Origin of the sequence: Brevibacillus sp. FSL K6-0770 (assembly GCF_038000275.1) — a bacterium.
In the GTDB taxonomy this organism is placed as follows: Bacteria; Bacillota; Bacilli; order Brevibacillales; family Brevibacillaceae; genus Brevibacillus; species Brevibacillus parabrevis.
The window spans coordinates 4548401-4575000 of the sequence record NZ_JBBOBQ010000001.1 but is presented as its reverse complement, the minus strand read 5'-3'; the positions used below and the strand labels follow the sequence as shown (position 1 = coordinate 4575000).

The 26600-nt window shown below is 54.6% G+C and carries 27 protein-coding genes and 1 rRNA gene (1 of these 28 cut by a window edge); 24 read left to right on the top strand and 4 right to left on the bottom strand.

The genetic code is table 11. The features are described 5' to 3' along the window. The 3 genes from NST23_RS21665 to NST23_RS21655 all read left to right on the top strand — a co-directional run. Positions 1 to 64, top strand: a 23S ribosomal RNA gene (locus NST23_RS21665); it begins 2863 nt to the left of the window's first position. A gap of 144 nt (positions 65 to 208) precedes the next feature. Next, entirely contained in the window at positions 209 to 1030 is an 822-nt protein-coding gene (locus NST23_RS21660; RefSeq protein WP_287102178.1) for a DUF2161 domain-containing phosphodiesterase, read from the top strand. A 122-nt stretch (positions 1031 to 1152) separates the two neighbouring features. Then, the gene (locus NST23_RS21655) at positions 1153 to 1299 is read left to right on the top strand and encodes a hypothetical protein (RefSeq protein ID WP_340964559.1); all 147 of its coding nucleotides are present in this window, start codon (positions 1153 to 1155) and stop codon (positions 1297 to 1299) included. A 53-nt stretch (positions 1300 to 1352) separates the two neighbouring features. Here NST23_RS21655 and NST23_RS21650 read toward each other — a convergent pair whose 3' ends face one another. The 3 genes from NST23_RS21650 to NST23_RS21640 are packed head-to-tail and all read right to left on the bottom strand — an operon-like array spanning position 1353 to position 3159. After that, positions 1353 to 2558: an NAD(P)/FAD-dependent oxidoreductase gene (locus tag NST23_RS21650; RefSeq protein ID WP_340964556.1), complete on the bottom strand. Its 1206-nt coding sequence runs from the start codon at positions 2556 to 2558 to the stop codon at positions 1353 to 1355. After that, complete coding sequence (locus NST23_RS21645) at positions 2555 to 2890, bottom strand: (2Fe-2S)-binding protein (RefSeq protein WP_173598141.1); 336 nt, start codon at positions 2888 to 2890, stop codon at positions 2555 to 2557. The genes NST23_RS21650 and NST23_RS21645 overlap by 4 nt, the downstream gene beginning before the upstream one ends. Then, positions 2887 to 3159: a (2Fe-2S)-binding protein gene (locus tag NST23_RS21640; protein WP_063227839.1), complete on the bottom strand. Its 273-nt coding sequence runs from the start codon at positions 3157 to 3159 to the stop codon at positions 2887 to 2889. The genes NST23_RS21645 and NST23_RS21640 overlap by 4 nt, the downstream gene beginning before the upstream one ends. Before the next feature lie 192 nt (positions 3160 to 3351). Between NST23_RS21640 and NST23_RS21635 the strand changes: the two genes are divergently transcribed. The 7 genes from NST23_RS21635 to NST23_RS21605 all read left to right on the top strand — a co-directional run bounded on the left by NST23_RS21635 (position 3352) and on the right by NST23_RS21605 (position 10958). Next, positions 3352 to 4419, top strand: coding sequence for a M24 family metallopeptidase (locus NST23_RS21635; RefSeq protein WP_122965992.1), 1068 nt, complete (start codon positions 3352 to 3354; stop codon positions 4417 to 4419). A gap of 304 nt (positions 4420 to 4723) precedes the next feature. Then, a complete protein-coding gene (locus NST23_RS21630; RefSeq protein WP_217022395.1) occupies positions 4724 to 6388 on the top strand; it encodes a peptide ABC transporter substrate-binding protein in 1665 nt (554 codons plus the stop codon). Between the two features lie 21 nt (positions 6389 to 6409). After that, positions 6410 to 7549: a branched-chain amino acid ABC transporter substrate-binding protein gene (locus tag NST23_RS21625; protein WP_173598142.1), complete on the top strand. Its 1140-nt coding sequence runs from the start codon at positions 6410 to 6412 to the stop codon at positions 7547 to 7549. 49 nt (positions 7550 to 7598) lie between these two features. Further along, positions 7599 to 8501 carry a branched-chain amino acid ABC transporter permease gene (locus NST23_RS21620; protein ID WP_122965989.1) on the top strand — a complete coding sequence of 301 codons (903 nt, stop codon included), beginning with the start codon at positions 7599 to 7601 and terminating at the stop codon, positions 8499 to 8501. A 3-nt stretch (positions 8502 to 8504) separates the two neighbouring features. Beyond that, positions 8505 to 9509, top strand: coding sequence for a branched-chain amino acid ABC transporter permease (locus NST23_RS21615; protein WP_122965988.1), 1005 nt, complete (start codon positions 8505 to 8507; stop codon positions 9507 to 9509). Next, positions 9475 to 10245, top strand: coding sequence for an ABC transporter ATP-binding protein (locus NST23_RS21610; RefSeq protein ID WP_122965987.1), 771 nt, complete (start codon positions 9475 to 9477; stop codon positions 10243 to 10245). The genes NST23_RS21615 and NST23_RS21610 overlap by 35 nt, the downstream gene beginning before the upstream one ends. Beyond that, a complete protein-coding gene (locus NST23_RS21605; protein WP_122965986.1) occupies positions 10242 to 10958 on the top strand; it encodes an ABC transporter ATP-binding protein in 717 nt (238 codons plus the stop codon). The genes NST23_RS21610 and NST23_RS21605 overlap by 4 nt, the downstream gene beginning before the upstream one ends. 403 nt (positions 10959 to 11361) lie before the next feature. Here the strand turns inward: NST23_RS21605 and NST23_RS21600 are convergent, their stop codons facing one another. After that, a complete protein-coding gene (locus NST23_RS21600) occupies positions 11362 to 13071 on the bottom strand; it encodes a sigma-54 interaction domain-containing protein (RefSeq protein ID WP_122965985.1) in 1710 nt (569 codons plus the stop codon). Between the two features lie 189 nt (positions 13072 to 13260). Here NST23_RS21600 and NST23_RS21595 point away from each other — a divergent pair, with 189 nt between their 5' ends. The 14 genes from NST23_RS21595 to NST23_RS21530 all read left to right on the top strand — a co-directional run bounded on the left by NST23_RS21595 (position 13261) and on the right by NST23_RS21530 (position 26595). Beyond that, positions 13261 to 14454 (top strand): NAD(P)/FAD-dependent oxidoreductase, encoded by a 1194-nt coding sequence (locus NST23_RS21595; RefSeq protein ID WP_122965984.1) that lies wholly within the window; start codon positions 13261 to 13263, stop codon positions 14452 to 14454. Then, positions 14451 to 15476 carry a proline racemase family protein gene (locus NST23_RS21590; protein WP_274874219.1) on the top strand — a complete coding sequence of 342 codons (1026 nt, stop codon included), beginning with the start codon at positions 14451 to 14453 and terminating at the stop codon, positions 15474 to 15476. Before NST23_RS21595 ends, NST23_RS21590 begins: the two co-directional genes overlap by 4 nt. Before the next feature lie 28 nt (positions 15477 to 15504). After that, the gene (locus NST23_RS21585; RefSeq protein WP_122965982.1) at positions 15505 to 16389 is read left to right on the top strand and encodes a dihydrodipicolinate synthase family protein; all 885 of its coding nucleotides are present in this window, start codon (positions 15505 to 15507) and stop codon (positions 16387 to 16389) included. 15 nt (positions 16390 to 16404) lie between these two features. Next, entirely contained in the window at positions 16405 to 17844 is a 1440-nt protein-coding gene (locus NST23_RS21580; RefSeq protein ID WP_122965981.1) for an aldehyde dehydrogenase family protein, read from the top strand. Positions 17845 to 17880: 36 nt separating this feature from the next. Continuing rightward, positions 17881 to 18885 (top strand): proline racemase family protein, encoded by a 1005-nt coding sequence (locus tag NST23_RS21575; protein WP_274874218.1) that lies wholly within the window; start codon positions 17881 to 17883, stop codon positions 18883 to 18885. Between the two features lie 157 nt (positions 18886 to 19042). Then, a complete protein-coding gene (locus NST23_RS21570) occupies positions 19043 to 19408 on the top strand; it encodes a YisL family protein (RefSeq protein WP_173598146.1) in 366 nt (121 codons plus the stop codon). A 296-nt stretch (positions 19409 to 19704) separates the two neighbouring features. Further along, positions 19705 to 20586, top strand: coding sequence for a MurR/RpiR family transcriptional regulator (locus NST23_RS21565; protein ID WP_122965977.1), 882 nt, complete (start codon positions 19705 to 19707; stop codon positions 20584 to 20586). 15 nt (positions 20587 to 20601) lie between these two features. Continuing rightward, positions 20602 to 21360 carry a glucosamine-6-phosphate deaminase gene (gene nagB, locus NST23_RS21560; protein WP_122965976.1) on the top strand — a complete coding sequence of 253 codons (759 nt, stop codon included), beginning with the start codon at positions 20602 to 20604 and terminating at the stop codon, positions 21358 to 21360. A 125-nt stretch (positions 21361 to 21485) separates the two neighbouring features. After that, entirely contained in the window at positions 21486 to 22238 is a 753-nt protein-coding gene (hemQ, locus tag NST23_RS21555) for a hydrogen peroxide-dependent heme synthase (RefSeq protein ID WP_122965975.1), read from the top strand. A gap of 222 nt (positions 22239 to 22460) precedes the next feature. Next, complete coding sequence (locus tag NST23_RS21550; protein WP_217022403.1) at positions 22461 to 22868, top strand: zinc ribbon domain-containing protein; 408 nt, start codon at positions 22461 to 22463, stop codon at positions 22866 to 22868. A 94-nt stretch (positions 22869 to 22962) separates the two neighbouring features. Beyond that, positions 22963 to 23970: an aromatic acid exporter family protein gene (locus NST23_RS21545; RefSeq protein WP_340965209.1), complete on the top strand. Its 1008-nt coding sequence runs from the start codon at positions 22963 to 22965 to the stop codon at positions 23968 to 23970. A 307-nt stretch (positions 23971 to 24277) separates the two neighbouring features. Further along, the gene (locus NST23_RS21540) at positions 24278 to 25000 is read left to right on the top strand and encodes an amino acid ABC transporter ATP-binding protein (RefSeq protein ID WP_063227857.1); all 723 of its coding nucleotides are present in this window, start codon (positions 24278 to 24280) and stop codon (positions 24998 to 25000) included. Between the two features lie 27 nt (positions 25001 to 25027). Then, positions 25028 to 25843, top strand: a complete 816-nt coding sequence (locus tag NST23_RS21535; protein WP_122965972.1) for a transporter substrate-binding domain-containing protein — start codon at positions 25028 to 25030, stop codon at positions 25841 to 25843. 65 nt (positions 25844 to 25908) lie between these two features. After that, on the top strand, positions 25909 to 26595 hold the full coding sequence (locus tag NST23_RS21530; RefSeq protein WP_173599583.1) for an amino acid ABC transporter permease: 687 nt from the start codon (positions 25909 to 25911) through the stop codon (positions 26593 to 26595). The last annotated feature ends 5 nt before the right edge of the window (positions 26596 to 26600 follow it).

The window sequence follows — 26600 nt, the reverse complement described above, 5'->3', positions numbered from 1 at the left end:
TTCGGTGTGGAAGCGCGGTAACGCGTGGAGCTGACGAATACTAATCGGTCGAGGACTTATCCACACACTCTTAGCATTCATGCTTATTCAGTTTTCAGGGAATGAACGAAACAATTCCGTGAAAAGCCGTGCAAGCCCCATTGCGTGGCTTTTTTTTGCATTTTCAGCGTCAAATAATGAGACGATTGATGCAAGAAAGGAGAAACGCATGAAGCTAAAATCAGCCAAACCGTATGAAGTGGATATGTACGCCCCTATTCGTGACTATTTTGTCGGCAGAGGGTATGAAGTATTTGGAGAGGTCAATCATTGCGATTTGACGGCCATCAAGGAAGACGAGCTGATCATTGTCGAGTTCAAGCGCAATCTCAGTGTCGACTTGCTGATTCAGGCAGCCAAGCGCCAAAGATATACCGATCATGTGTACGTCGCGATTCCCAAGCCGAAATACAAAATGTATTCAAAAAAGTGGCAAGACGTCGTATATCTCATCAGAAGGCTGGAACTGGGCTTGATCATTGTGTCGTTTCCGAAAAAAGGCGCGACTATGGAGCTGAGCATTTCTCCGGCACCATTTGACCGGGGCAAAAGCCAAAAGTTTAACAAGAAGAAACGAGAGCGAATCATCAAAGAAATGCGCGGCAGGTACGGAGATTACAATGTAGGCGGCAGCAATCAGACGAAGATCATGACAGCGTACAAGCAAGGCTGCATCCAGATCGCCGCCCTGCTTCAGCATTTTGGCCCGTTATCGCCAAAGGCGTTAAAGGAAAAAGGGGCGCAGGAGAAGACCGCTTCGATTCTCAGCAAAAATTTTTACGGCTGGTTCACGAGAGTCAAGCGAGGGGTGTACGCGCTAACCGCTTCGGGAGAAAAGGAGCTGGCTGATTACCCGGAGCTTGTTGCTCATTACATAAGCGTAGCAGAAGGCGCGATTTCCGACATCGCTGGAGAAGCAATTCCGCCCGGACATGCTGCGAATACTACGAACAGTATAAATACGCTGAACAACACAGAAGGAGCAGATTGATTCCCGAACCAGGAGGAAACCATCTGCTCGTTTTCGTTGAAAAAATCTGAAAAACCACTTATCTGGATACCGCTGCAATGGTTATCTGCTTGAAAAACTCGCTTATCAGGAAGCCCCAGACAGTGTCCCTCTATCTGAAAAGTCACTATCGGGATACCGCCGTAACGGTCAATCTGCCTGAAAAGCTCGCTTATCAGGAAGCCGCAGACAGTGCCTCTCTACCTGAAAAGTCCCTTACCTGGCTGTCCACGCAACGGTCATTTGCCTGAAAAGCCCGCTTATCAGGAAGCCCCAGACAGTGCCTCTCTACCTAAAAAGCCCCTTATCTGGCTATCCACGCAGCGGTCATTTGCCCGATAAGCTCTCGCCCAGCCGCAATATCGGGGTGAAACTGGATCGTTGCGTTTTGCCGCACGCGTTTGACCTGGAGCTGCGCTTGCGACAGCAATGAATCATCCGCAAGCAGCCCGGATGCTTGCGCCATGCTCAAGCCAGCGACCACCCCTTGGCTCATCGCAACCTTGGCGCTTTCGATCCCCGTAATATTGCCTGCAACGTACAGCCCCGGCAAAGGCGTTTTCATGTATTCATCGTGCAAAGGGACGTGTCCTCCGAGGGCGGGAACATAGGCAAAAGGACATCCGGCAATGGCCGCCAGCTCTGCGAGTGGACTCAACCCGCCCGCGATGCAAACAAAGTCAGCCGGAATGAGCCGTTCCGTCCCGGGAATCGGCAATCCTTCCGGCGTGACGCGGGCAGTCCTGACTCCCTCCACTTGTGAAGTTCCGACGATCTCCAATGCGGCTGTGCGCAAATGGATCGGCATATCCCACATGCGCACACCTTTGGACGGAAAAAAAGCAATCGCCAACCGCTGCATCCACTCGCTGCCCATCAGCTTGCTTCCGAGGCGAATGACAGGCGAGGGGGCGAGATGGGCGACCCGCAGCAACGAGCGCATAATCTCATGGGGCCGTCCTGCCTTTCCGCTCACCTCACACAGGGGAGGCAAAATCAGCTGCTCGACATGCACGCCAGCCAGCTGCAACTCTCTGGCAATCGCGACAGACAAAATATTGACGCCGATCACCACGCCTTTTTTGCCTACGCGAACACGCTGCACATTTGTCATAACTTGTGCGGCTCCAATCGACATCACACCGGGCAATGTCCAGCCGGGAACGGGAACCGCAGCTTCGGACGCCCCGGTAGCAATCAGCAGCAGCGAAGACTCCCACTCGCCTTCTGTCGTGGAAATCCGCCAGCGGTCGTCGCAGCGGGCAATATCGTACACCGAAACACCACAGGAGATGTTGACCCCAAGTGCTCTGGCTTCCTGATCCAGACGGGCGGCTTCAGCCAAGCCGTTCCACCATACCCCGTCCGGTTCTTCGTGCAACTGTCCGAGCAGTCTGCCGCCCGGCCGATAAAACTCATCGACGATTTTCACAGACAATCCTTGTCGGGCGGCGGCAATGGCAGCAGATAAGCCAGCAGGGCCAGCTCCGATGACCAGAACATCGTTCATTTTGCGTGCCCTCCTTTTTTCAGCGGAGTCGGCAGAACGGAGCCTGCTGTTACGCACATTCCTTCCGTAACAAGCGTCATACACGCTCGCACAGTCGGGATGCCGTCCACATGCACACGGCATTCGTAGCAATGGCCAATGTTACAGTAAATGCCCCGCGGAGTCCCTGTTTCTTCATGAACCCGAAGCGTGCGCACGCCAGCAGCCAAAAGCGCGCCGGCAATGGTTTCCCCTTCGTAAGCGGTATAAACAGCGCCGTTGAACTGAAACTGGAGAGCGGTTCTTTCTTCCATAGAACCAAGCACAGGATGATGGAAGATGCGTTGACTCATGAGCTTTTTCCTCCAAGCGTTTGAAACGAAATGGGCCGTACAGGCGGCTGATATCCAAGCGAAACTGTATGCGTAGGCACTTGGCCTGTTGCTTGTTCAACGATTTGCTCGATCAAAATCCGGCACGTTCTGCCACCGCAGCAGCCCATGCCAGCTCTGGTCCGCAGCTTCAATTCGCGAGCGGTGCACTGGTACTCGCGGGCAGTGCTCAGCAGCTCTTCCAGAGATACTTCCTCGCAGCGACAAATGATCACCTGCTGTGCGTCCATGCAAAAAGCCTCCCTTCGTTGTTGTCAGATAGCAAAATGCAAGTGTCGTGCCAGAAGCAGCGAGTGTTACAATAAAAACAACAGACAAACCCCCGCAGAAAGCGCAAATGGGCAAGGAAGCTTGGCACGAGGATTGCTTATAGAGCTTATAGAAAAAGAACGAAAATCACAGAAGCGAAGAGGGATGACCACATGGACAAATTGACACGTCTGCGCACACAATTCGATGCTTTGGGAATGGATGGAATGCTCGTTACAAACGGGCAAAACCGCCGCTATTTGACCGGGTTTACAGGTACATACGGAGTGGTGCTTGTATCGCGGAACGAGGCAAAGCTGTTCACTGACTTCCGTTATACGGAGCAGGCCAAAGCCCAGGCTGTCGATTTTGAGATTGTATTTTTGCCGACAAAAGAATCCGTTTACAGCGAAGTCGCTCGCCAGGCAGAGGAAATGGGCATCCAGACCCTCGGTTTTGAATCAGAAAACGTGACGTATGCTTTGCATCAAAAGTATGCGGATGCGATTCAAGCACGTTTGCTGCCGGTTGCTGGCGTAGTCGAGGGGCTGCGCATGATCAAGAGCGCAGACGAGCTGGACAAGATCAAGACAGCCGCACAGATAGCGGATGCGGCTTTTGCTCACATCTTGACGTTCTTGCGCCCAGGCATTACAGAGCTGGATGTGTCTAATGAGCTGGAAATGTTCATGCGCAAACAAGGAGCGTCAGGCTCTGCTTTTGACATCATTATCGCCTCCGGTCATCGCTCTGCTCTGCCGCACGGGGTGGCGAGCGACAAAAAGATCGAGAGCGGCGATATGGTGACCATGGACTTTGGCGCTCTGTACCAAGGCTATCGCTCCGACATTACCCGTACAGTTGCCGTCGGACAGCCGCATGAACAGCTTCAAGAAATATACGGCATCGTTCTCGAAGCGCGAAATCGTGCGGTAGCGGGGATTCGCCCCGGGCTGTCTGGAAAAGCGGCAGATGCGCTCGCTCGCGACTACATCGCGCAACACGGATACGGCGAACGGTTTGGTCACGGCATGGGTCATGGCGTAGGGCTGGACATTCATGAGGAGCCGTTCATGTCGACACGTTGCGAAGCGATTCTTGCGGCGGGCATGGTTTTGACTGTCGAGCCAGGTATTTATATTCCGGGGCTTGGCGGAGTCCGAATCGAGGATGACCTTGTTGTCACCGATACAGGCAACGATGTATTGACGCATTCCCCGCGCGAACTCATTATTTTGTAAAAGCCAAAAGCCAAAAGCCAAAAGCCAAAAGCCAAAAGCCAAAAGCCAAAAGCCAAAAGCCAAAAGCCAGGACCCTCGACTGTAGCGAAAAGTCGAGGGTCTTTTCCTATGCAAATCTGCCCCAAGCCATATTCCAGACAACAGTGTCTAACAAATGAAACAGCGCATCTGTCCATGTGTACAAATGTTTATACACTATTCACCCGTGTGTCAAAAATCCCTGCATATTTCCATTTGGCACACATGTTGCATTTTCAGTATTTTGCAAAATTTGCAACAGTTCATAAGAAGAGGGGTTGATCGCGTGAAAAAAAGCATGTTTGCATTAGTCAGCAGTATCGCGGTACTGGGGGTAGCACTCGCAGGTTGCGGGGGAGGGCAGCAAGCCGCCCAGCCGACGAGCCAGCCAGCACAATCTGGACAAGCACAAGGCAATGCGCAGCCTGCACCAGCGGAAAAGCCGAAAGAGGCGCAAGTCTTGCGCTGGAATTTGCACTCCGAGCCGCCGACAGGCGATCCGGGACTGGCTGAGGATACGACATCAGCCGCAATCGTGAAGGCGCTCTTTGACGGGCTGACCCGCATCGGGCCTTCCGGAAAGCCAGAGGAGGCAGTAGCAGAAAAAATCGAAGTATCTCCTGATTTGAAAACGTATACATTCAAGCTGCGCGACTCGAAATGGAGCAACGGCGATCCCGTAACCGCCCATGACTTCGTCTACGCCTGGAAACGTGCCCTCGACCCCAAGACAGCTTCGAATTACGCCTACCAGCTGTACTACATCAAAAACGCGGAAAAAGCGAACAAAGGCAATGGCAGCCTGGACGAAGTCGGGGTCAAAGCGCTTGATGACAAGACATTGCAAGTGGAGCTTGCCAATCCGACGCCGTTTTTCCTGGAGCTGACCGCCTTCCAAACTTATTTCCCGGTAAATAAAAAAGTGATTGAATCATCGGCGACCTGGGCAGGCGATGCCAAGACGCATGTCGGAAACGGCCCGTTCAAGATGGAAACATGGGAGCACAAGAGCAAGATGGTCATGGTCAAAAACGAGAACTATTGGGACAAAGACAGCGTCAAGCTCGACAAAATCGAGTTTTCCATGGTAGAGGACGAGAATACGGAGCTGTCCATGTTCGAGAACGGCGAAATTGACTGGGCAGGCGCTCCGCTTAGCTCTTTGCCGACCGATGCCATGCCAGCCTTGAAAGACAGCGGCAAGCTGCAAGTAAAACCAGTCGGCGCGACGTACTGGTACAAGTTCAATACAGAGCAACCTCCTTTTAATAACGTGAAAATCCGCAAAGCGTTCGCCTATGCGATCAACCGCCAAATTCTCATCGACAACGTTCTCCAGGCCAACCAGCAGCCAGCCATGGGGGCCGTTCCGCCAACGATGGCCCTCAACCCGGATGGATACTTCAAAGACAACGATCTGGAGACAGCGAAAAAGCTGCTCGAAGAGGGCATGAAAGAACAGGGCCTGTCCAAGCTCCCACCTGTAACACTCGTTTACAACACGTCCGAAGGTCACAAAAAAATCGCCGAGGCCATTCAGGATCAATGGCGCAAAAATCTCGGTGTGGAAGTGAAGCTGGAAAACCAGGAGTGGAAAGTCTACCTGGAAACGATGCACGAAGGAAACTATCAAGTAGGGCGCCTTGGCTGGTCCGGCGATTTCAACGATCCGATCAACTTCCTGGAGCTGTTCAAGGAAAAGGACGGCGGAAACAACGACACGCGCTGGGAAAATCCGAAATTCAAGGAATTGCTGAACCAGTCTGCGACAGAGGGTGATCCGGACAAACGCAAGGCGATTTTGCGGGAAGCCGAGCAAATCATGATGGATGAAATGCCGATCATGCCGATCTACTTTTACACGCATACATGGGTGAAAAACGACAAGGTAAAAGGAGTCTTCCAGGACGGATTGGGCGCAATCGACTGGAAATGGACGTCGATCGAATAACAAGTGAATGGGGGAAGGTCTATGAAAAAATGGGGCAGTGTAGTGGTTGCAGCGTTGCTTAGTCTGTCGCTCGCCGTTGCGGGATGTGCGAACCAGGGCCAAGGTGCAGCGGACGCCAATGAAATCCTGGTCGGCGTGCTTTTGCCAGTGACGGGAAACAACGCAACAGATGGGAAAGACATGCAAAACGCCATCGAAATGGCTGTGAAAAAAGTGAATGACAGCGGCGGCGTGCTTGGAAAAAAGCTGAAAATCGAAGTCGCGGATGACGGATGCGATCCGCAAATGGCAACGACCGCAGCGAACAAGCTCGTCTCGCAAAATGTAGTCGCAGTCGTGGGCGGCTACTGCTCCGGTGCTACGCTTCCTTCTTCCGGTGTGTTCAAAAATGCGAATATCCCGATGATCGTCCCGGCAGCCAACTCGGCAAAATTGCCAGCCCAAGGTTATGACACCCTGTTTTTGATCAATGGCCTAACCCCAGACCAAGCCCAAACCGCAGCAGATTACATGGCAGCCAACCAGGCCAAAAAAGTCGCTCTCATTCACGACAACTCCGCTTATGCCAAAGACCTCGCCGACTTCGCCAAAGCTGCCGTGGAAAAGAGCGGCGGCACCGTCATCGCCTATGAAGCGATCAATCCCGAAGAAAAAGATTTCAGCGCGCTCGTCACCAAGCTGAAAGGATTGCAGCCAGACGCCACCTATTTTACCGGCTACTATGCGGCTGGTGGGCTGTTGGTCAAACAGTTCAAGCAAAAAGCAGTACCGGGCCTGTTTCTCGTAGGCGACGGATCGTTCAGCGAGGACGTCATCAAAATCGCCGGAGCGGACAACGCAGAGGGACTGTTGATTACCGCTACGCCTACTGCCGAATTTATCGAGGGCGCAGAAGCCTTCACCACCGAATACAAGCAAACGTACAACAACCTTGCTCCTGGGCCGTTCTCTGCGCTCAGCTACAACGCGGTCAATTTGCTGGCAGATGCCTTGAAACGGGCCAACTCGACAGAGCGCGATGCGATCAAGAAGGCGCTCAAGGAAACGAAAGACTTCCAAGCTCTCGGTCAAACGATCTCTTTCAACGCGCAAAACACGCTCGATACTTCCAACTTTGCTGTGCTCAAAGTGACAGGCGGCAAATTCACATTGGCGAAATAGGGCCGCCAGAGCAAGGAAGAGGTCATTCAGGCAAAGGGATGGTGGTGGCATGGAGATTCTGGTCCAAACGCTGGCAGACGGTTTGGTCATCGGCGCGTTTTACAGTTTGATCGCTCTCGGCTACACGATGGTTTTTGGCATCATCAAGCTGCTCAATTTTGCTCATGGCGACTTGTACATGCTCGGCGCATTCGTCGGCTACAGCTTGCTCAGCATGATTGGCGGCGGCGATTCCGGCATGGGGCTGTTCGGGATACTCGTCGTACTGCTGTTGACGATGGTGATTGTCGGCATTGCCGGGATGGGGATTGAGCGGATTGCTTACCGTCCGCTGCTCCTTGCTCCCAGACTGTCGATCCTGATTACCGCAATTGGCGTATCCCTTTTTCTGGAAAATGGTGCGATGATCGCCTGGGGCGCACAGTATCAGGTGTATCCGTTGCAACTGTCGCATGCCGGAATCAATTTGTTCGGGGCTACGATCACGTATACCCAGATCGGGCTTGTGCTCATCTCGGCATTGCTGATGCTCGGGCTGCACTTGTTCATCAACCGGACGCTTTACGGAAAAGCGATGCGGGCCATCGCGCACGATCAGACGGCGTGTCAGTTGATGGGCATTAACGTGCACAAAGTCATCGGACTTACTTTTTTTATCGGAGCTTCACTGGCGGCGGGGGCAGGGACGATGGCTGGCGCCTACTACGGAACCGTCAATTTCATGATGGGCTTTATCATCGGGCTTAAAGCGTTTACAGCCGCTGTGCTTGGCGGGATCGGCAGCATTCCGGGAGCGATGCTCGGCGGGCTTTTGCTTGGCTTGATGGAGACGGCGGGCACTTTTGTATTCGGTGGATCGTGGAAAGATGTCGTCGCCTTTTCGCTCCTGATCTTGATCCTGGTGCTCAAGCCGACGGGCATCATGGGCGAGAAAGTGACAGAGAGGATGTAGCCGATGAACGGATATCGCAAAAAGCTGCCTGTCGTCCTGTTGCTGCTTGTCGCCGCCATCCTGCCGTTTCTCGCCAATAATTACTGGCTCGATGTGGCGACACTCGCCTTGTTTTACATCGTTTTGGCTCAGGGGCTGAATGTGGTCGTTGGCTTTGCCGGCCTGCTTGACCTCGGCTACGCGGCGTTTTTCGCTGTTGGAGCTTATACGACGGGAATCTTGATGACGGTTTACGGCTGGTCGTTTTGGCTGACTTTGCCCGTGTCGATTGCGCTTGCCGCTGTCGTCGGGGTTATCATTGGCGCTCCGACTCTGCGGCTGCGCAGCGATTACTTGGCGATCGTCACACTCGGTTTCGGGGAAATCATTCGTCTATTGGCGATCAACTTGAGCATAACAGGTTCGGCTTCCGGCATTTACGGCATTCCGCGACCGTCCATCGGGAGCTATGTGCTTGCGGGACAGCTTGATTTTTACTATCTGATTCTCGTCATTGCCATCTTGGCTGTGCTCGCGGTCAAGCGGCTGGGAACGTCGCGGATCGGCAGGGCGTGGATGTACATTCGCGAGGATGAGGACGCAGCCGAGGCCATGGGCATCAATCGGATCAACATGAAGCTGTTGGCTTACTCCATCGGAGCGGTCATCGGCAGTTTGGCAGGTTCTGTGTTCGCCGTCAAAATGAGTGCGATTGCCCCGCTCAGTTTCAGCTTTACGCAGTCGATCATGATTTTGCTCGCGGTCGTGCTCGGAGGCTTGGGCAGCATCCCGGGTGTCGTCCTGGGCGCTGTGCTGGTCATCACCTTGCCTGAACTGCTTCGCTCAGTGGAAGACTGGCGCTATCTGATCTTTGGGATCGCGCTGGTGGCGATGATGCTGTTTCGTCCACAAGGGCTGTGGCCCGCCCGATACGATGCAGGGCAAGCAGCCAGCGGGGAAACAGAAGCAGCGCTTTCGGGAAGGGGGGACGACGATGTCAACGTTGACGCTGAAAAATGTAACGCTTAAATTCGGCGGCCTTGTGGCTGTCAACGACTTGACAGTCCAGATCGGTGCAGGCTCGATCACGAGCATGATCGGCCCGAATGGCGCGGGAAAAACGTCTGTCTTCAACATGATCACGGGCTTTTACAAACCGACAGCGGGGCAGATTTTGCTGGACGGACAAAATCTGGTCGGGAAAAAGCCAAGCCAGATCACTCGCCTTGGATTGGCGCGCACTTTTCAAAACTTGCGGCTGTTTCCGAACTTGACGGTTTTGGACAATGTCAAGGCAGGCATGCACAGCCGCACGAAGCAAGCGGTCTGGGGAGCGCTGTGGCATACGCGGGCACAGCGTCAGGAGGAACGCTTGATCGAGCAGACGGCGCTGGACTGCTTGCGCTTTGTCGGCATGGAACAAGATTGCGCGCGGATCGCGAAAAATTTGCCGTACGGAGCGCAGCGGTATTTGGAAATTGCCCGCGCGCTGGCGACGCAGCCGAAGCTTCTGCTTCTCGACGAACCTGCCGCTGGACTGAACTATGAGGAAAAAGAGGCGTTGATCGGGTTGATCCGCAGCATCCGCGACACGTATGGGCTGACCGTCCTGATCATTGAGCACGACATGGGCTTGATCAAAAAAATATCGGATCACGTCGTTGTTCTGGATTATGGGCAAAAAATCGCGGAGGGCGTTCCGGAAGCTGTCCTGAACAACCCGCGGGTGGTCGAAGCGTACCTGGGGAAGGAGGAGGCAGTGTGACGGCACTTTTGACGATTGAAAGCCTCCAGGCGCATTACGGGAAAATCGCGGCGCTCAAAGGGATCAGCCTGCAAGTGAACCAGGGGGAGATCGTCGCGCTTCTCGGCAGCAACGGAGCGGGCAAAAGCACCACGCTGAAAGCGATTTCCGGGATTGTCCGGCCGACGAGCGGCGAGATTGCTTTGGCCGGCAAAAGTCTGGTCGGCTGCGCCCCGCATCAAATCGTGGAAGCAGGTGTCATCCATGTTCCGGAAGGGCGGCGGATCTTTGCCGGACTGACCGTGCGCGAAAATCTGGAGCTTGGCGGATTTACGAAGAGACGAGAGAAGGCGGCCGTCAAGGAAGGGATCGAGCAAGCTTTTGCCTTGTTTCCCCGCTTGCAGGAGCGAAGTCAACAGCTGGGAGGAACGCTGAGCGGCGGCGAGCAGCAAATGCTCGCGATCTGCCGCGCTTTGATGGCGCGACCGAAGCTGTTGATGCTGGATGAGCCGTCGATGGGGCTGGCCCCGATTATTGTGCAAGAGATCATGAACATAATCAAGGAAATCAACAGGCAAGGCACGACGATTTTATTGATCGAGCAAAATGCCAAGGCAGCGCTCAAGCTTGCCCATCGCGGCTATGTGATGGAGACGGGGCGCATTGTGATGGAAAATACGGCAGACGTGCTGCGCACAGACGATTCGATCGTCAAGGCGTACCTGGGCGCGTGAGTCAGTCAGGCAGTCAGGACAAGGCTGTTCTCCAACGACAAAGGAGGAATCAACCGTGGAATTGATTCGCATTTTGTCTGAGTTGTTGCCGCCCAAAGAGGGGCGAAGCTGCCGGGAGCTGCGCGGGTGTTTTCGCCGTTTTTTTCAGTGCAAAAAGGCGGGCAGGCGCCGTTAGCCCAAGCAGGCCCGTTTTGCATTCGCGCTGCTGCAAACCACGCCGCAAAAACGCAAAAACCAACCTCCCGTTTCACACGGCAAAGTGAGACGGGAGGTTGATTTTCACAAGACGAGGTGCGAGCGAGCTTCGCCTTTCGCGCTGGATTATTTGTTCAGCTTGTTGCCAGGGAGAGCGGAGAGCGGTGCGGCCCCTTGCAGTGGGGCACGGCTCGTTTTTGGCGCCGGATTATTTGTTCAGCTTGTTGTACAAAGTCGCGCGGGAAATGCCGAGTCTTTTGGCAGCGGCCTGCTTGTTGCCGTTTTCCAGCTCGATCGCGCGCAGGATGACGCGCCGTTCATGCGCTTCCAGTTCTTCCTGCAAAGAAAACAGGTCGTCCGGCAGCTCGACGGGCAACTGCTTGGCCTGGCTTTGCACAGAGTACGGCAAGTCTTCCTCGCGGATCGTTCCGTCCGTAGCAAAAACGACCAGCCGCTCGATGGCATTGCGCAGTTCGCGAATATTGCCCGGCCAGTCGTATTGCAGCAAATTTTGCATGACGTTTTGCGAGATGGCGTGGATCGGCCGATTGTAGCGCAAGGAAAACTCGTAGAGAAAAAAGTGGGCCAGCTCGACTGTGTCTTCGATCCGCTGCCGCAAAGGCGGGATGGCGAGGGTGACGACATTGAGCCGATAATACAAGTCCTCGCGAAACTTTCCTTCACGGATCATTTCCTCCAAGTTTTTGTTGGTGGCGGCCACTATGCGAAAATCGGCTTCGATCTGCTTCGTTCCTCCCACAGGGTAATACTTTTTCTCCTGGAGGACGCGGAGCAGCTTGACTTGCATGTCGAGCGGCATTTCGCCCACTTCGTCGAGAAACAGCGTTCCGCCGCGGGCCAGCTCAATCATCCCTTTTTTGCCTTTTTGATCAGCGCCGGAGAAAGCTCCCTTTTCATAGCCGAACAGCTCGCTCTCAAAAAGGGTGGGGGAGATCGCTCCGCAGTTGATCGCGATAAAAGGAGCGTTTGCGCCTTCGCGCACATCGTGCACCGCCTTGGCGAACAGCTCTTTGCCGACGCCGCTCTCCCCGATAATCAGCACGGTCGCCTGGGTCGAGCCGAGCTTTTGGATCATCGACTTGATCTGGCGGATGGCGAGGCTGGTTCCTTTGATGTGCTGGAACGGATCGGGAGTGGAGCTGAGCTTCGCCATTTCCTGCTGCAAATGATTCACTTTTTTGTTCGCCTTCAACAGTTCCTGATTCAGGCGAACCTGGCTGGTAATATCGGTCTCAGCGGCAACAGCGCCGATGATTGTATCGTGCAAATAAATCGGTTTCGTATTGATGAGGACGACGAGGTCTTCTCGCGGCTGATGCTGATGGCGGTAGAGCGATTGCCCGTTATGCAGCGATTTGAGCGTCTCCAGCATGTCGAGCGGGAAAAAGTCCGTGATCGGCCGCCCGACGATGTCTTTGGCCTTCAGCGAAAAAATGCGCTCCGCACCTTCCGTCCAGACCATGACGCGAGCTTTTTCGTCGATGACGGAGATCGAGGCGTCCATCGTCTGGATCATCGTCTCAAAATAAGCCTCCAAAATTTCATAAGAGGTAAAAACGGCACGGAGAACAGTCGGGCGGTCGAGATATCCGACAGGTTCCCCTTGGTCATCGGTGACGAGCACATAGCTGTGGGTGCCGAGCAGTTGGATCGCAGCAGGAAGCGGAGCAGCAACAGTCAGGACGCCGACCTGTTCCCATGCGGCTGGCGGCTTGCTTTCGTCGGCAAAAATGTCGGCGTCCGTAGACGCGAGCGTACAGGCGTGCCAGCCGGAAGATAGCGGGGCAAACGCAATCGGTACGGTTCCTTTCGAGGGCAGCAAAGAAAGCGGTTGCTCCCGGTAAATCTGCATGTTCGTCTGGATCAGCTCGGCAATGCCAGGCAGCTTATGGTTCATCCCGATCATTCCTTTTGGAAGAGTGTATAAAAATGTAAACACTTTCTCGAATATTATACATTCGCTTGTTGAGTTGTAAAAGAATTTAGACAAAAATTTTGCGGATGTTCGCTCCTTTTGGTTGGCACGGCATTTGCAAAAATAAACAAGTGCAACGATTTTACGAAAAGCTTTTGAGGAGAATCAGCCATGACAAGACAAACCCATGCGCAGATTGCGGTAATCGGCGGCGGCATTATCGGGGCGGCGATTGCCTACTACACAGCCAAGGCTGGACTGGATGTGGTCGTGCTGGAAAAAGGCGAGCTGGCGTCAGGGACGTCCTCGCGCTGCGACGGCAACATTTTGGCGATCGACAAAGACCCCGGCTTCGACAGCCAGATGTCCTTGCAAAGCCAGATGCTCGTCGACCAGCTGACCCGGGAGCTGGAGCATTCGTTTGAATATCGGGCTTTGGGCAGCATTCTCGTCTGCGAGTCAGAGGCGGAAATGGAAGCAGCAGCGCAGTGGGTGCGACGGCAAAAGGAAGCCGGGCTGCCTTTTCGGATGCTGGATCGCCAGGACATTCGCCAGGAGTCGCCTTACTTTGCCGACGACTTGCTGGGAGGTTTGGAGTGCGCGACCGACTCTACTGTGAATCCGTACATGCTGACCTTTGCGCTGTTTGAAGGCGCGAAAAAGCACGGGGCAAAAATCATGCGGCGTACCGAGGTCAAGGCGCTGCGCCGCGATCAGGCGACGGGAACGTTTCAGCTCGAACTGAATACGGGCGCGATGACAGCGCAGCAGGTGGTCAATGCAGCGGGAGTGTGGGCGCCTTTCATCGGGCAGATGGTCGGAGTCGACATTCCGGTCGTGCCGCGAAAAGGACACTTGATCGTCGCGTCCAGACAGCTTCCGGTCGGGATGCGCAAGGTGATGGAGTTTGGCTACTTGATCTCCAAATTCGGCGGAGTGCGCCAGGTCGATGCCGAGACGGAAAAATACGGGGTTGCGCTGGTGTTCGAGCCGACAGAGAGTCAAAACTTTTTGATCGGATCGAGCCGCCAGTTCGTCGGCTTTGACACGCGAATCGATCTGAACGTGGTGCGCTGCATGGCGAGAAGGGCGCTGCGCTTTTATCCGAAAATCGCTGACTTTGCCATGATCCGTACGTATTGCGGGTTGCGCCCGTGGACGGAGGATCATTTGCCGATCATCTCGCGCGTCGAGGAAGTGCCCGGCTTTTTTATCGCGGCTGGACATGAAGGGGATGGGATCAGCCTGGCGGCGGTCACAGGCAAGCTGATGTCCGAAATGCTACAGGGACAGTCGGACACGATCATCCCCACCGAACCGCTTCGCCACGACCGATTCACGAAGAAAGAGGTGCTGCATCCATGAAAGCAGCCAGAGTGTTTACGACTGTGGACACGCATACGGGCGGCAATCCGACCCGCACGGTCATCAGCGGTCTGCCGAAGCTCCAGGGGGAGACGATGGCGGACAAAATGCTGCACATGCAAAAAGAGTACGACTGGATTCGCACCCTGCTGATGTACGAGCCGCGCGGCCATGACGTCATGTCTGGCGCTCTCGTGGTGGAGCCGTGCCACCCGGAAGCGGACGTGGGGGTGATCTACATCGAGACGGGTGGTTACTTGCCGATGTGCGGGCATGACACAATTGGGCTTTGCACAGCGTTGGTGGAAACCGGAATGATTCCGGTAAGCGAGCCGCTGACGAGATTGAAACTGGATACGCCAGCAGGCTTGGTCGAGGTGGAAATCCAGGTTGAGGGGGGAAAGGCGAAGCAGGTGTCGTTTACGAACATTCCTGCCTTTCTCTACAAGCAAGATGTCAGCGTCACGGTGGAAGGGATCGGTACGGTTACATGCGACATCGCCTACGGTGGCAATTTTTACGCGATTACGGACGCGCGGGCGCTGGGACTCGAACTGGCTCCGGGAAATGCCTCTGTGATCGTCGACACGGCTGTGCGCATTCGCAAAGCGATCAACCAGTCCCTGGAAGTCGTCCATCCGGCGAAGCCGTTCATCCGCGGCTTGACGCACGTGGAGTTTTACACGGACCCGAGCGCGCCGGAAGCAGATGTCAAAAACACGGTCGTCGTGCCGCCAGGTGGAATTGACCGTTCTCCGTGCGGCACAGGCACATCCGCGAAGCTGGCTACGCTGTTTGCCAAAGGCGAGATCGGGCTGGGCGAGCCTTTTGTCCATGAGAGCATCGTCGGCTCGCTGTTTACAGGAAAAGTGCTGGCGGTTGCGGAGGAAGGCGGACTTCCCGCTGTCGTGACAACCATTGCTGGCAGCGCCTGGCTGATGGGCAAGCACACGATTTTTTACAATCCCGAAGATGAGCTGGCAAACGGCTTTTTGCTGATTCCGGCGGCCACAGACCATTAAATACAAAAAGTTGAGAGGAGAATGAACGATGGGAAGATTTGAAGGGGTATACGTAGCGATTGTCACGCCATTTACCAGCGATTACGAGGTGGATTACAAGCGGCTGACAGAGCTGTGCGACTGGCTGATTCAGGAAGGAGTCAACGGTTTGGTGCCGTCCGGTTCCTTGGGTGAATACGCCACGATGACAGGCGAAGAGCGGGCCAAAGTCATCCATACGGTGATTGCAGCAGCAAAAGGCCGCGTTCCGGTCGTAGTCGGCTCGGCAGCGCCGTCGACCCGTCAGGCAGTGGAGTGGGTGCAATTTTCCAAAGACGCAGGCGCAGCCGGGGTGATGGCTTTGCCGCCGATCAACTACAAGCCGCTGGAAAACGAAGTGTTCGCGCATTACGAAGCGCTGAACACGGTCGGATTGCCGATTATCGCTTACAACAACCCGCACGATTACAAGATCGACCTGACCCCGGATATTTTGGCGCGGCTGGCGAAGTTTGAAAACGTGGTAGCTGTCAAAGAGTTTTCCGGGGATGTGCGTCGCATGCAGGACATTCTCGCCCAGACAGACCTGGAAGTGATGGTCGGCGTGGACGATTTGGTGATGGAGGGCGGCTTGATCGGAGCGACGGGCTGGATCGCCGGCGTGCCGAATGCTTTGCCAAAAGAAGGCGTGGAGCTGTTCCGACTCGCGCGCGCAGGCAAGCTTGCGGAGGCTCAGGCTCTGTACCGCCGACTGCTGCCGCTGTTCCATTACGACGCAAGTCCGCAGCTCGTGCAGTCGATCAAGTACATGATGGAGCTGGCTGGCTTCCCTGTAGGTCCGACTCGCCCACCGCGCCTCCCGCTGGCAGACGACTACTACGCCGGGATTAAAAAGGCGTTTGACTACGCAGTCGGCGCAGCCAGCGGACGATAAGGGGGAAGGGCAGGCATGCACAGCAAAAACTGGATCGGCGGCGAATGGATCACGCCGCACGGAGCCGAAGTGACGGTCAAAAACCCGTCGCGCTTTACCGAGGAAGTGGGCGTGTTGCATATGTCGGATCGTTCTCACGTATTCGCAGCAGCAGATGCCGCACGTGTGGCGCAAGCCGAGTGGGCGAGGAAGACAGGTGCTGCTCGCGGCGAGGTGTTGTATCAGATGGCTTCCGCTCTGGAGGCTCATGCAGACAGTCTCGCCAGACTCGCGAGCCAGGAGATGGGCAAGCAGCTGGGCGAAATGCGCGGCGAGGTGGCGCGGGGCATCAGTTTGTTGCGCTATTATGCCGGCGAAGGAATGCGGGCCAACGGCAATTTGATCCCGTCTGCGGATACGGATGTTTTGCAGTACAGCCGTCGAGTGCCGCTCGGTGTCGTGGCTGTCATTACGCCGTGGAATTTCCCTGTCGCGATTCCGATTTGGAAGATCGCTCCCGCGTTGATCTGCGGCAATGCCGTCATCTGGAAGCCGGCGGAAAACGGTTCTTTGACCGCGACGCGTCTGGCAGAAATTTTTGCCGAGACGAAGCTGCCGCCAGGAGTGCTCAATCTGGTGATCGGAAAAGGACGGGAAATCGGAACGACTTTGATTGAGGAAGCTGCGGTGGACGCGGTCAGCTTCACCGGCTCGTCCGCGACAGGCAGACAGATCGCGATTGCTTGCGCGGGACGCAACATCAAATGCCAGACCGAGATGGGCGGAAAAAATGCGGCGGTTGTCCTCGCTGACGCGGATCTGGACAAAACGGTGCCGATCTTGCTCAGCGGGGCATTCCGCTCTGCTGGGCAAAAATGTACGGCGACGAGCCGGATTATTGTGGAAAAGGCGGCTTACGAGCCATTGGTCGAGCGGTTGCAGACAGCTATCTCGCTGTGCAAGGTCGGGGATGCTTCCGATCTGGATGCTTACTTGGGTCCGGTCGCTTCTGCGGCGCAGTACGAGACAGTCGGGCAATACGTGTCTATCGCCCAGTCTGAGGCCCGGTTGATTGCCCAAAGTCCGGCTTATGCGGGAGCGGAGCACGGCTACTTTATCCGTCCGCAAATCGTGGAAGGAGTAGCGGCCGACCACGCTTTGGTTCAGGAGGAAGTGTTCGGGCCGCTGGCTGTGCTTTTGACGGCAGATGGGTTCGACGAGGCAATCGAGCTGTGCAACCAGTCTGTGTACGGGCTGAGCGCTTCGCTGTTTACCCGTGATCTGGCGAGTGCCCACCGCTTTTTGGACTTGGCGCAGGCCGGGATGGTGCGCGTCAATCAGGAGACGGCCGGGGTGGAGTACCAGGCTCCGTTTGGCGGCATGAAGCAGTCCAGCTCGCATACGCGGGAGCAAGGGCAAGCGGCGCTGGACTTTTACAGCGCCACGAAGACGTGCGCGATCAAATACGCCTGGTAAACAGCGAAACCTGGCAGGTAAAGGTGTGGGAGGACTATGAACATCCAGCAGTTGTTTACGACCATTGACGCCCATACAGGAGGGGAGCCGCTGCGGATCATCACGGGCGGCATCCCGCCTCTCAAAGGCGAAACGATTTTGGAGAAGCGCCGTTATTTTCGCCAGGAGCTGGATCATATCCGGCGGGTGCTGATGTACGAACCGCGCGGACACCACGGGATGTACGGTTGCGTCATGACGGCTCCCGTCAGCCCGGATGCGGCCTTTGGCGTCCTGTTCATGCACAACGAAGGCTACAGTACGATGTGCGGCCACGGGATCATCGCGGTCGTGACAGCGGCGATCGAGACAGGGATGCTTCGCGTGGCTGACCCGGATGAAAAAATTGTGATCGACAGTCCGGCGGGCCGGATCATCGCGCGTGCCCACACGGATGGAGCGCACGTCCAGTCGGTCGCTTTTGAGAATGTCCCGTCTTTTGTGTTCGCCAAGGACGTGCCGATCGAGTGGGAAGGAAAGCTGTTTTCCGTCGATATCGCCTTTGGCGGAGCTTTTTACGCGGTCGTGCAAGCCAAGGACATCGGTGTCCAGGTCGAGATCGAGCAGCTGGCGAGTTTGCAGGAGTGGGGCAGCCGGATCAAGCAGCAGATTGAAGCGAAGCTTGCGGTCGTTCATCCGTTCGAGCCTGAGCTGGCTGGCATTTACGGGGTGATTATCTCGGATGAGCCGCGTGTGCAAGGTTCACACTTGCGCAACGTGACCGTTTTCGCCGACAAGCAGATTGACCGCTCGCCGTGCGGCACAGGTACGGCTGCGCGGGTGGCGACGCTTTTTGCCAGAGGGCAGTTGGCTGTCGGGGAGCGGTTTGTGCACGAAGGGATCGTGGGCAGCCAATTCGTCGGTACCGTACTGGAAACGACGCAGGTAGGCGACTACCCGGCGGTCATTCCGTCCATTGAAGGCCGGGCCTTTATCACAGGCTTGCACCAGTTTGTCGTCGATCCGACTGATCCGTTAAAGGACGGCTTTTTGCTGCGCTAGGCATGGCAGGAGTGGGGAAAAAGGGGCTGCATGATCTGGGCGGCCTCTTTTTCATGCATATAACGGTGTCACAATACTGCCACGCATCCAGGCATCTGCTTTTTTCCGACACTTCTGTTATAATGGCTGGGACAAGTATAAACAAGGGAAAAAGGGGTTGAATTTTGTGCCGTATAAAGCGTTGCTGGAGTCCCACGTGGGTGGTTGGGAAGTCGCGATTGTCCTGTTGATCGTAGCGTACTTCCTCTATCGTGCGGGCAAGGAAAAAGCGGGCAAGATCGTACATATGCTGCTCAGACTCATGATGGTCATTATTCTCGTATCCGGAGCGTGGATGCTGTTTACCGTGCACGCCAGCGAAGTGTATTTCTACGTGAAAGGTCTGCTCGCGATTGTCGCTTTCGGCTTGATCGAGATGTCGCTGGGACGGGCGAAAAGACAGGAAGGCAGCATCGGCTTTTTCATCGGCTGTTTGCTCGTGCTGGTCGTAGTCATCATGCTCGGCTACCGTGTATTCGCCTAGTCGTCTGGAAACGGAAATGTATGCATAGGGCTTTCTTTTGCAAGTTGCACGCTTGCAGGGGAAGGCTTTTTTTCATGAAACGGGATATGGCTGCTTGCGGTCAACCAAAAGGTCATGACTGTTTTGTTGCCTGGCCGGGGCTGACGTTGAGGCGGTCGGGCGTTGATCGCGGGACGGGAGCGGAAATTTTGGAGAAACACTCCACTTTATATAAAAGTAATGGCGGATAACTCCTTTTTTGATATAATGACGGTAAGCACGACCAAACGGAGTCACTTTTCAAAAGGAGGCGCAGCATGGCAGGACATACAGAGGAGTTGACCGTTGCCGGAGTCAAGACAAACACCCTTTTGCACATCCAGAGTCTTTTGCCCTCCTTCACGAAATCGGAGCAAAAGGTAGCGAGCATCGTTTTGCAGCAGACAGACAGCGTCATTTATTCTTCTGTGATCGACCTGGCTGAAAAGGCTGGCGTCGGCGAAACGACGGTGCTGCGCTTTTGCCGGAAAATCGGTTTTCGCGGCTATCAGGAGTTCAAGCTGGCGCTCGCGCAGGAGCTGGTTGCACCTGCGAAAAATTTGCACGGCGAAGTAGGCGAGGAAGATTCGCTGGAGACGATGGCGCAAAAAATAACCGCGACGAATCAACAGGCGATTGCCGATACATCTGCCCTGTTCGATCTGGAGCAGATCGAGCGTTGTGTCCAGCTTTTGCAGCAGGCAGGGACGATTCACTTTTACGGAGTAGGAACATCGGCTGTGACGGCGCAGGATGCGAAGTACGCGTTTTTGCGGATCGGACTGCGCGTGGATGCCATGAGTGAATCGCACCTTCAGGCGATGGCGGCAGCTACGCTCGGGCCGGGGGATGTAGCGATCGGGCTGTCTGTTTCCGGGAGCACGAAGGATACGATCGATTCGCTCAAGGTCGCGAAAGAGGCGGGAGCCACGACGATTTGCATTACGCATTACCGCCGCTCGCCGATTACGGGTGTCGCGGATATGACGCTGTTGACCGCCGCACAGGAAGGCCCGTTGCAGGGAGGTTCTCTGGCTGCGAAAATCGCCCAGTTGCACGTGCTGGACGTCATCTGCACGACCATTACGCTGCGCAACAAGGAAAAGGCGCTCACATACAAGGAACGGACAGCGAAAGCCGTATTGGAACGAAAATATTGATTGAGGTGAGAGGAATTGAAACTTGTCATAGTCAAAGATTATCAGGAAATGAGCCGCAAAGCGGCCGAATTGCTTGCCTCTGAGGTGAAGCAGCACCCGCAGACCGTCCTGGGTCTGGCAACGGGCGGCACTCCGGTAGGCATGTACCGGGAGCTGATCAAGCTGCACGAAGACGAAGGGATCGATTTTTCGCAGGCGCAGAGCTTTAATCTGGATGAATATGTCGGGCTGTCTTCGGCGCATCCGCAAAGCTATCGCGCCTATATGCAGGAAAATTTGTTCCAGCACATCAACTTGCCAGCAGACAAAACACACGTCCCAACAGGAGATGCGGTCGATCTGGACAAGGAGTGCGCGCGCTATGAGGAAGCGATTCGCGAAGCGGGCGGTATCGATATTCAAGTGCTTGGCATCGGCAACAACGGTCACATCGGATTCAACGAACCGGGATCTTCCGCGGAGTCGACGACGCGGGTGGTGCAACTGACCGAGAGCACGATTGAGGCGAACGCCCGTTATTTTGCCAGCGTGGAGGAAGTGCCTACGCAAGCGGTTTCCATGGGGATCAAGACGATTCTCGGAGCGAAAAAGGTCGTGCTGTTGGCAAGCGGAGAGGCAAAAGCACAGGCTGTGCGCCTGATGGTGGAGGGCGAGCCGACAGCGGATGTGCCAGCGTCCTTGCTGCAACTTCACCCGGATGTAACGGTCATCGTGGACGAGGCGGCGGCGAGCCAGCTGACTGTCGCTGCGACAAGTGTGGAAAACAAGCGGTAGCCGTCTGGCGCCGCTTGTTTCTTTTGTTGTTCACCAATCTGTTCCGAATATCTGTCTGTCCCTTATGCTATACTGGGAGTGTTGTCACGAAGGTTCACCAGATTTTTCTAAGGAGCTGATTTTCGATGAGCGCAAACGAAGCGTTGCTTACATTAGAAGGTTGGTATACGTATCATAATTTCCGCACGATCAATTGGGAAAAGTGGAAAGCGGCTTCCGCCGAGGAGCGCCAAGCAGCGTTGGACGAGCTGAACGGGCTGATCCGCACTTGGGAAGCGAACGAAGCGGAAAACCAAGGAAGCACGGCTTTCTATTCGATTCTTGGACACAAAGCAGACCTCGTGTTCATGTTCCTGCGCCCGACCATGCAAGAACTCGAAGAAATCAAGACGGCTTTCAATAAAACCCGCTTTGCTGCCTTTACAGATGCTCCGTACTCCTACGTCTCCGTTGTCGAGTTGAGCAACTATGTACATAACCCGGGCGAAGATCCGAAGGCAAATCCGCACGTGCGCGATCGCCTGTATCCGATCCTGCCAAAATGGGAGCACATTTGCTTCTACCCAATGAACAAAAAACGCGATTTGCAAGACAACTGGTACATGCTGAGCATGCAGGAGCGTCAAGAAATGATGCGCTCCCACGGCATGATCGGCCGCTCCTACGCTGGACGCGTCAAACAAATCATCGGCGGCTCCGTCGGTTTCGACGATTGGGAGTGGGGCGTGACGCTGTTCGCCAACGATCCGCTGGAGTTCAAGCACATCGTCTACGAAATGCGCTTTGATGAAGTGAGTGCCCGTTTTGGCGAGTTCGGCAACTTCCTGGTCGGTAACGTGCTGAATCAGGAAACGCTCGCGAAAAAACTGGAAGTGTAATCATCTGTCAAAAATCTGCTGTGCGGCTGCTAGTTGTCGCATCGGCAGATTTTTTTTGCCCGGGGAGATCGGCTCTGGCTCGGTCTTTTTTAGGCGTCGAGCCTGCCAGCCGCAGGAAACCGATTTGTGCTCGGAACGTAGATGTAATAGGATGGGAGAAATGTGAAGAACAGAGAGAGGCTGCGCTGGGAAGCGATTAAGCCGGAAGGAGAGGGGATTGCAATGAAAAGCATCAAGCCAGGAAGAGGGCCGTCGGCAATGGGCGCGGCGGGAAGTGTCGTTGCTATTGTTTTCGGAGTATTTTGGACGATTATGGCATTTTTCATCACGCAAGATTCGCCGTTTCCCGTGGTCGGCACGATTTTTCCTTTGTTTGGGGTCTTGTTTATCATTATCGGGATCGTTCAGGCTGTTTATCACTATAAAAACGCTACAGGCAGAGAGCGGATGTCGCTGTACGATATTACGGACGCCCACGAGGAAGGCGACCCGTTGAACCGCCGATTCGGCAAGGAGAGAGAAGCGGAAGCGGACACAGAGACGACAGGCGAAAAAGCTTTTTGTCCGTACTGCGGGCAGCGCGTAAAGGCTGGCTACCAATACTGTCCGGGCTGCGGGAAAAAGGTGTAAGGACACGGTTTCTTAACAAAGTCGTGGCTTTGGTTCCCGGAAACTTTTTGATACAGTAAAGAGGAAAGCGACATCAGAGCGGAGGGGAACAAGACTGGGCTTTCTAAAGCTGAAAATCGGCTATCGCACTTTAAAAACGGCGATCGGGACAGCGATCTCGATCTTTTTGGCTCAACAGCTTGATCTGCTGTACCCCGCATCTGCGGGCATCATTACGATTCTTTGCATACAAGTAACGGTCAAGCAGTCGTTCCGCACAGCGTGGAACCGGATCATGTCCAGCTTTCTCGGGCTTGGCATCGGGATGGCGCTGTTTTATTTGCTCGGGTATTCGCCTGTTGCCATTTTGCTCGCCATCCTGCTGTTTTTGCCGCTCGCTGTGCGGTTTGGCATCCAGGAGGGCTTCGTCAGCAGCATGGTCGTGCTCATGCACCTGTACTCGGCGCAAAGAATGGATTTCCCGTTATTGCTGAACGAAGCGGGACTGCTGGTGATCGGCGTCGGGGTCGCGCTGCTCGTGAACTTGTACATGCCGAGCCTAGACAAGGAACTGCGGGCGATGCAAAAGCAGATCGAGCAGCTGTTCAGGCAAATTTTGCGGGAGTTTTGCTACTACTTGCGGCATGGCGAGAGCGATTGGGACGGGAAAGAGATGATCGAGGCGCCGGGTCTTTTGGAAAAAGCGCTCAGGCTTGCGTCGCGCGACATCGATAACCGTCTGGGGCGGCGCGATGACTCGTACTACCAATACTTTGTCATGCGAGAAAAGCAGTATGAACTGTTGGAGCGGATGATGCCGATCGTTTCGTCACTCGACACGCAGGTGCCGCAGAGCCATTGGATCGCTGATTTTCTCGAACGGATCAGCGACTCGGTGCACCCGGGCAATACGGCGTACCGCTTTATCGATCAGCTTCGCCAAATGCGCGAGGAGATCAAGGAGTCGGAGCTGCCGCGCACGCGCGAGGAATTTGAGACGAGAGCGTCGCTGTTTTACTTGTTGCGCGAGATCGAGAATTATTTATTCATCAAGCATGAGCTGGGCAAAAGCAGTGAGGACAAAAAAACAGCAGCCGTAGCGGAGCCAACACCGGGCAAGTAACGCTTCGTGTGGCAAAACGGCAAAACGGCAAAAACGCCAAAGAACAAAGGCGCTTTCTTCTGAGCAAAACCGGAAGAAGGCGCTTTTTGTGTCCCAAACAACATCCCGACTTTTTGCTGAAAAAGGCGTGAAAGCTTGGCACTGCCAGCTTCTGCCCTTTCAGGCATGCATATTTATTCAGTAAATTTTATTTTTCTTGAATGTCTGAAAATATACAATTATAATTTAAATCAGAAATCATTTCCGATATTCGGAAAAAGTGAAAAGGGCCATCCATCCGGCAACAGATAGATAGGGGGATAGCAGGATGATTGAGGTTAAGCAGCTAGTCAAGTCTTTCGGATCACTCACCGTGCTGAAAGGTGTCACTCTCTCGGTAGAGGAGAAAGAAGTCGTCGTCTTGCTCGGTGCCAGCGGTTCAGGCAAAAGCACTTTGCTTCGATGTTTGAATTTTTTGGAATTTCATGAAGCTGGCGAGATTTGGATCAGCGGGGAGAAGGTTGACCCGCACAAGACCAATCTGAACCATTTTCGGGCAGAGGTTGGGATGGTATTCCAGCACTTCAATCTGTTCCCGCACAAGACGGTACTGGAAAATGTGATCGAGGCTCCGGTGCACGTCAAGGGAATGAAAGTCGCCGAGGCGAAAGAGCTGGCCAACGAACTGTTGAAAAAAGTAAACATGCAGGATAAGGCGGATGTGTACCCGGACATGCTCTCGGGTGGACAGAAGCAGCGCGTGGCGATTGCGCGAGCGCTTGCGATGAAGCCGAAAATCATGCTTTTCGATGAACCTACCTCCGCACTTGACCCTGAGCTGGTCGGCGAAGTGTTGCAGGTAATGAAGCAACTGGCAAAAGAAGGCATGACCATGATCGTCGTCACCCATGAAATGGGCTTTGCCCGCGAAGTCGCAGATCGCGCCGTGTTCATGCACGATGGTCAAATCCTGGAGCAAGGGCCGCCTAGTGCGTTCTTTGAAAATCCGCAACACGAAAGAACCAAGCAGTTTTTGCGCAGCATTCGTTAAAAACAGAGAAAACAGGGGGAATTTCAGATGAAAAAACGTGCAAAATGGTCCGGAGTTTTGTTGTCTACCGTTCTGTTGGGCTCGCTTCTGCTCTCGGCATGTGGCTCTCAAGAGAGCAGCGCGCCGGCAGGAGGCGGACAAGCAGCGGGCGGCGAAGGCAAAAAAGATTTTACTTACGCGATGAGCGGAGTGTACAAGCCGTTCAGCTTTAAAGAAAACGGGCAGCTGACAGGCTTTGACGTAGAAATCGGACAAGCGCTGGCGGAAAAAATGGGGATGAACGCCGTTCCGATCACGAACCCGTTTGAGACGATCATTCCTGGTCTGGATGCGAAAAAATACGACTCGATCATCGGCAGCTTGACGGTGACTCCCGAGCGTCAAAAAGCGGTTTCCTTCACGAATCCGTACTATCGCTCCGGCTCGCAGATTTTCGTGCAGGAAGGCAACACGACAATCAAGGGCAAGGACGATCTGAAAGGCAAAAAGATCGGGGTCGTCAAAGCTTCCAACTACTTGGACTGGGCGAAAAAACTGACAGATGAAGATAAAATCACCCAATACGACAGCGATATCACGGCGCTGCTCGACTTGCCGACAGGACGTCTGGACGCGGTCATTACCGACCAGGTAGTAGGCTTGCGCTTTATTAAAGAGGGTGGCGGAAAAGTCATCGACGTGGGTGAGCCACTCAGCTTCGACGAACAGGCAATTGCTGTGCGACTGGGCGATCAGGAATCGGTAGACCGAATCAACAAAGCGCTGGATGAAATCATCAAAGACGGCACCTACGAAAAAATCAGCCAAAAATGGTTTGGCCGCAATATCCTGCAAAAACAATAAAGTGGGCAACGGGGTGTCCGGTTTGGACGCCCCCCTTTTTCCGCTTCATGTGAGGAGGATTTCCTATGATCATCGATATTTTTCTGAACAGCTATCCCCTTTTCCTGAAAGCGACCTGGTTGACCGTTCAGCTCACGGCAGTCGCTCTCTTGCTCGGTTGCATCGTCGGACTGATCATTGCGTTTTTCCGCATTTCCAATTCCAAGCCGCTTAACTATTTCGCGCACTTGTACATTACCGTCATTCGCGGTACGCCTTTGATCGTGCAAATTTGTATTTTGTACTTCGGGTTGGCGAACATGGTGACGCTTTCCCAGTTTTGGGCAGGGGCAATCGCGCTCGCCGTTCATAACGGAGCTTATATTGCCGAGATTTTCCGCGGCTCGATCCAATCGATTGATCGCGGGCAGATGGAAGCGTCCCGCTCGCTCGGGATGTCGTACCCGCTGGCCATGCGCCGCATCATTTTGCCGCAGGCGTTTCGCCGGGCGATCCCGTCTCTCGGCAACCAGTTCATCATCGGGTTGAAGGACTCGTCGCTGGTAGCGTACGTAGGGATGCAAGATTTGTGGGGAACTGGTCTCGGTGAGGCGGCTTCCAACTACAAACAGCTGGAGACATACATGGTCGTCGGCTTGTACTATCTCGTGCTGATTATGCTGTTCACCTATTTTGTCAACAGACTGGAGACGAGGCTTGCCAAGGGAAAAACACCGCGAAAGCAGGCCAAGGATACGAGTGTCGCAGCATAAGGCAC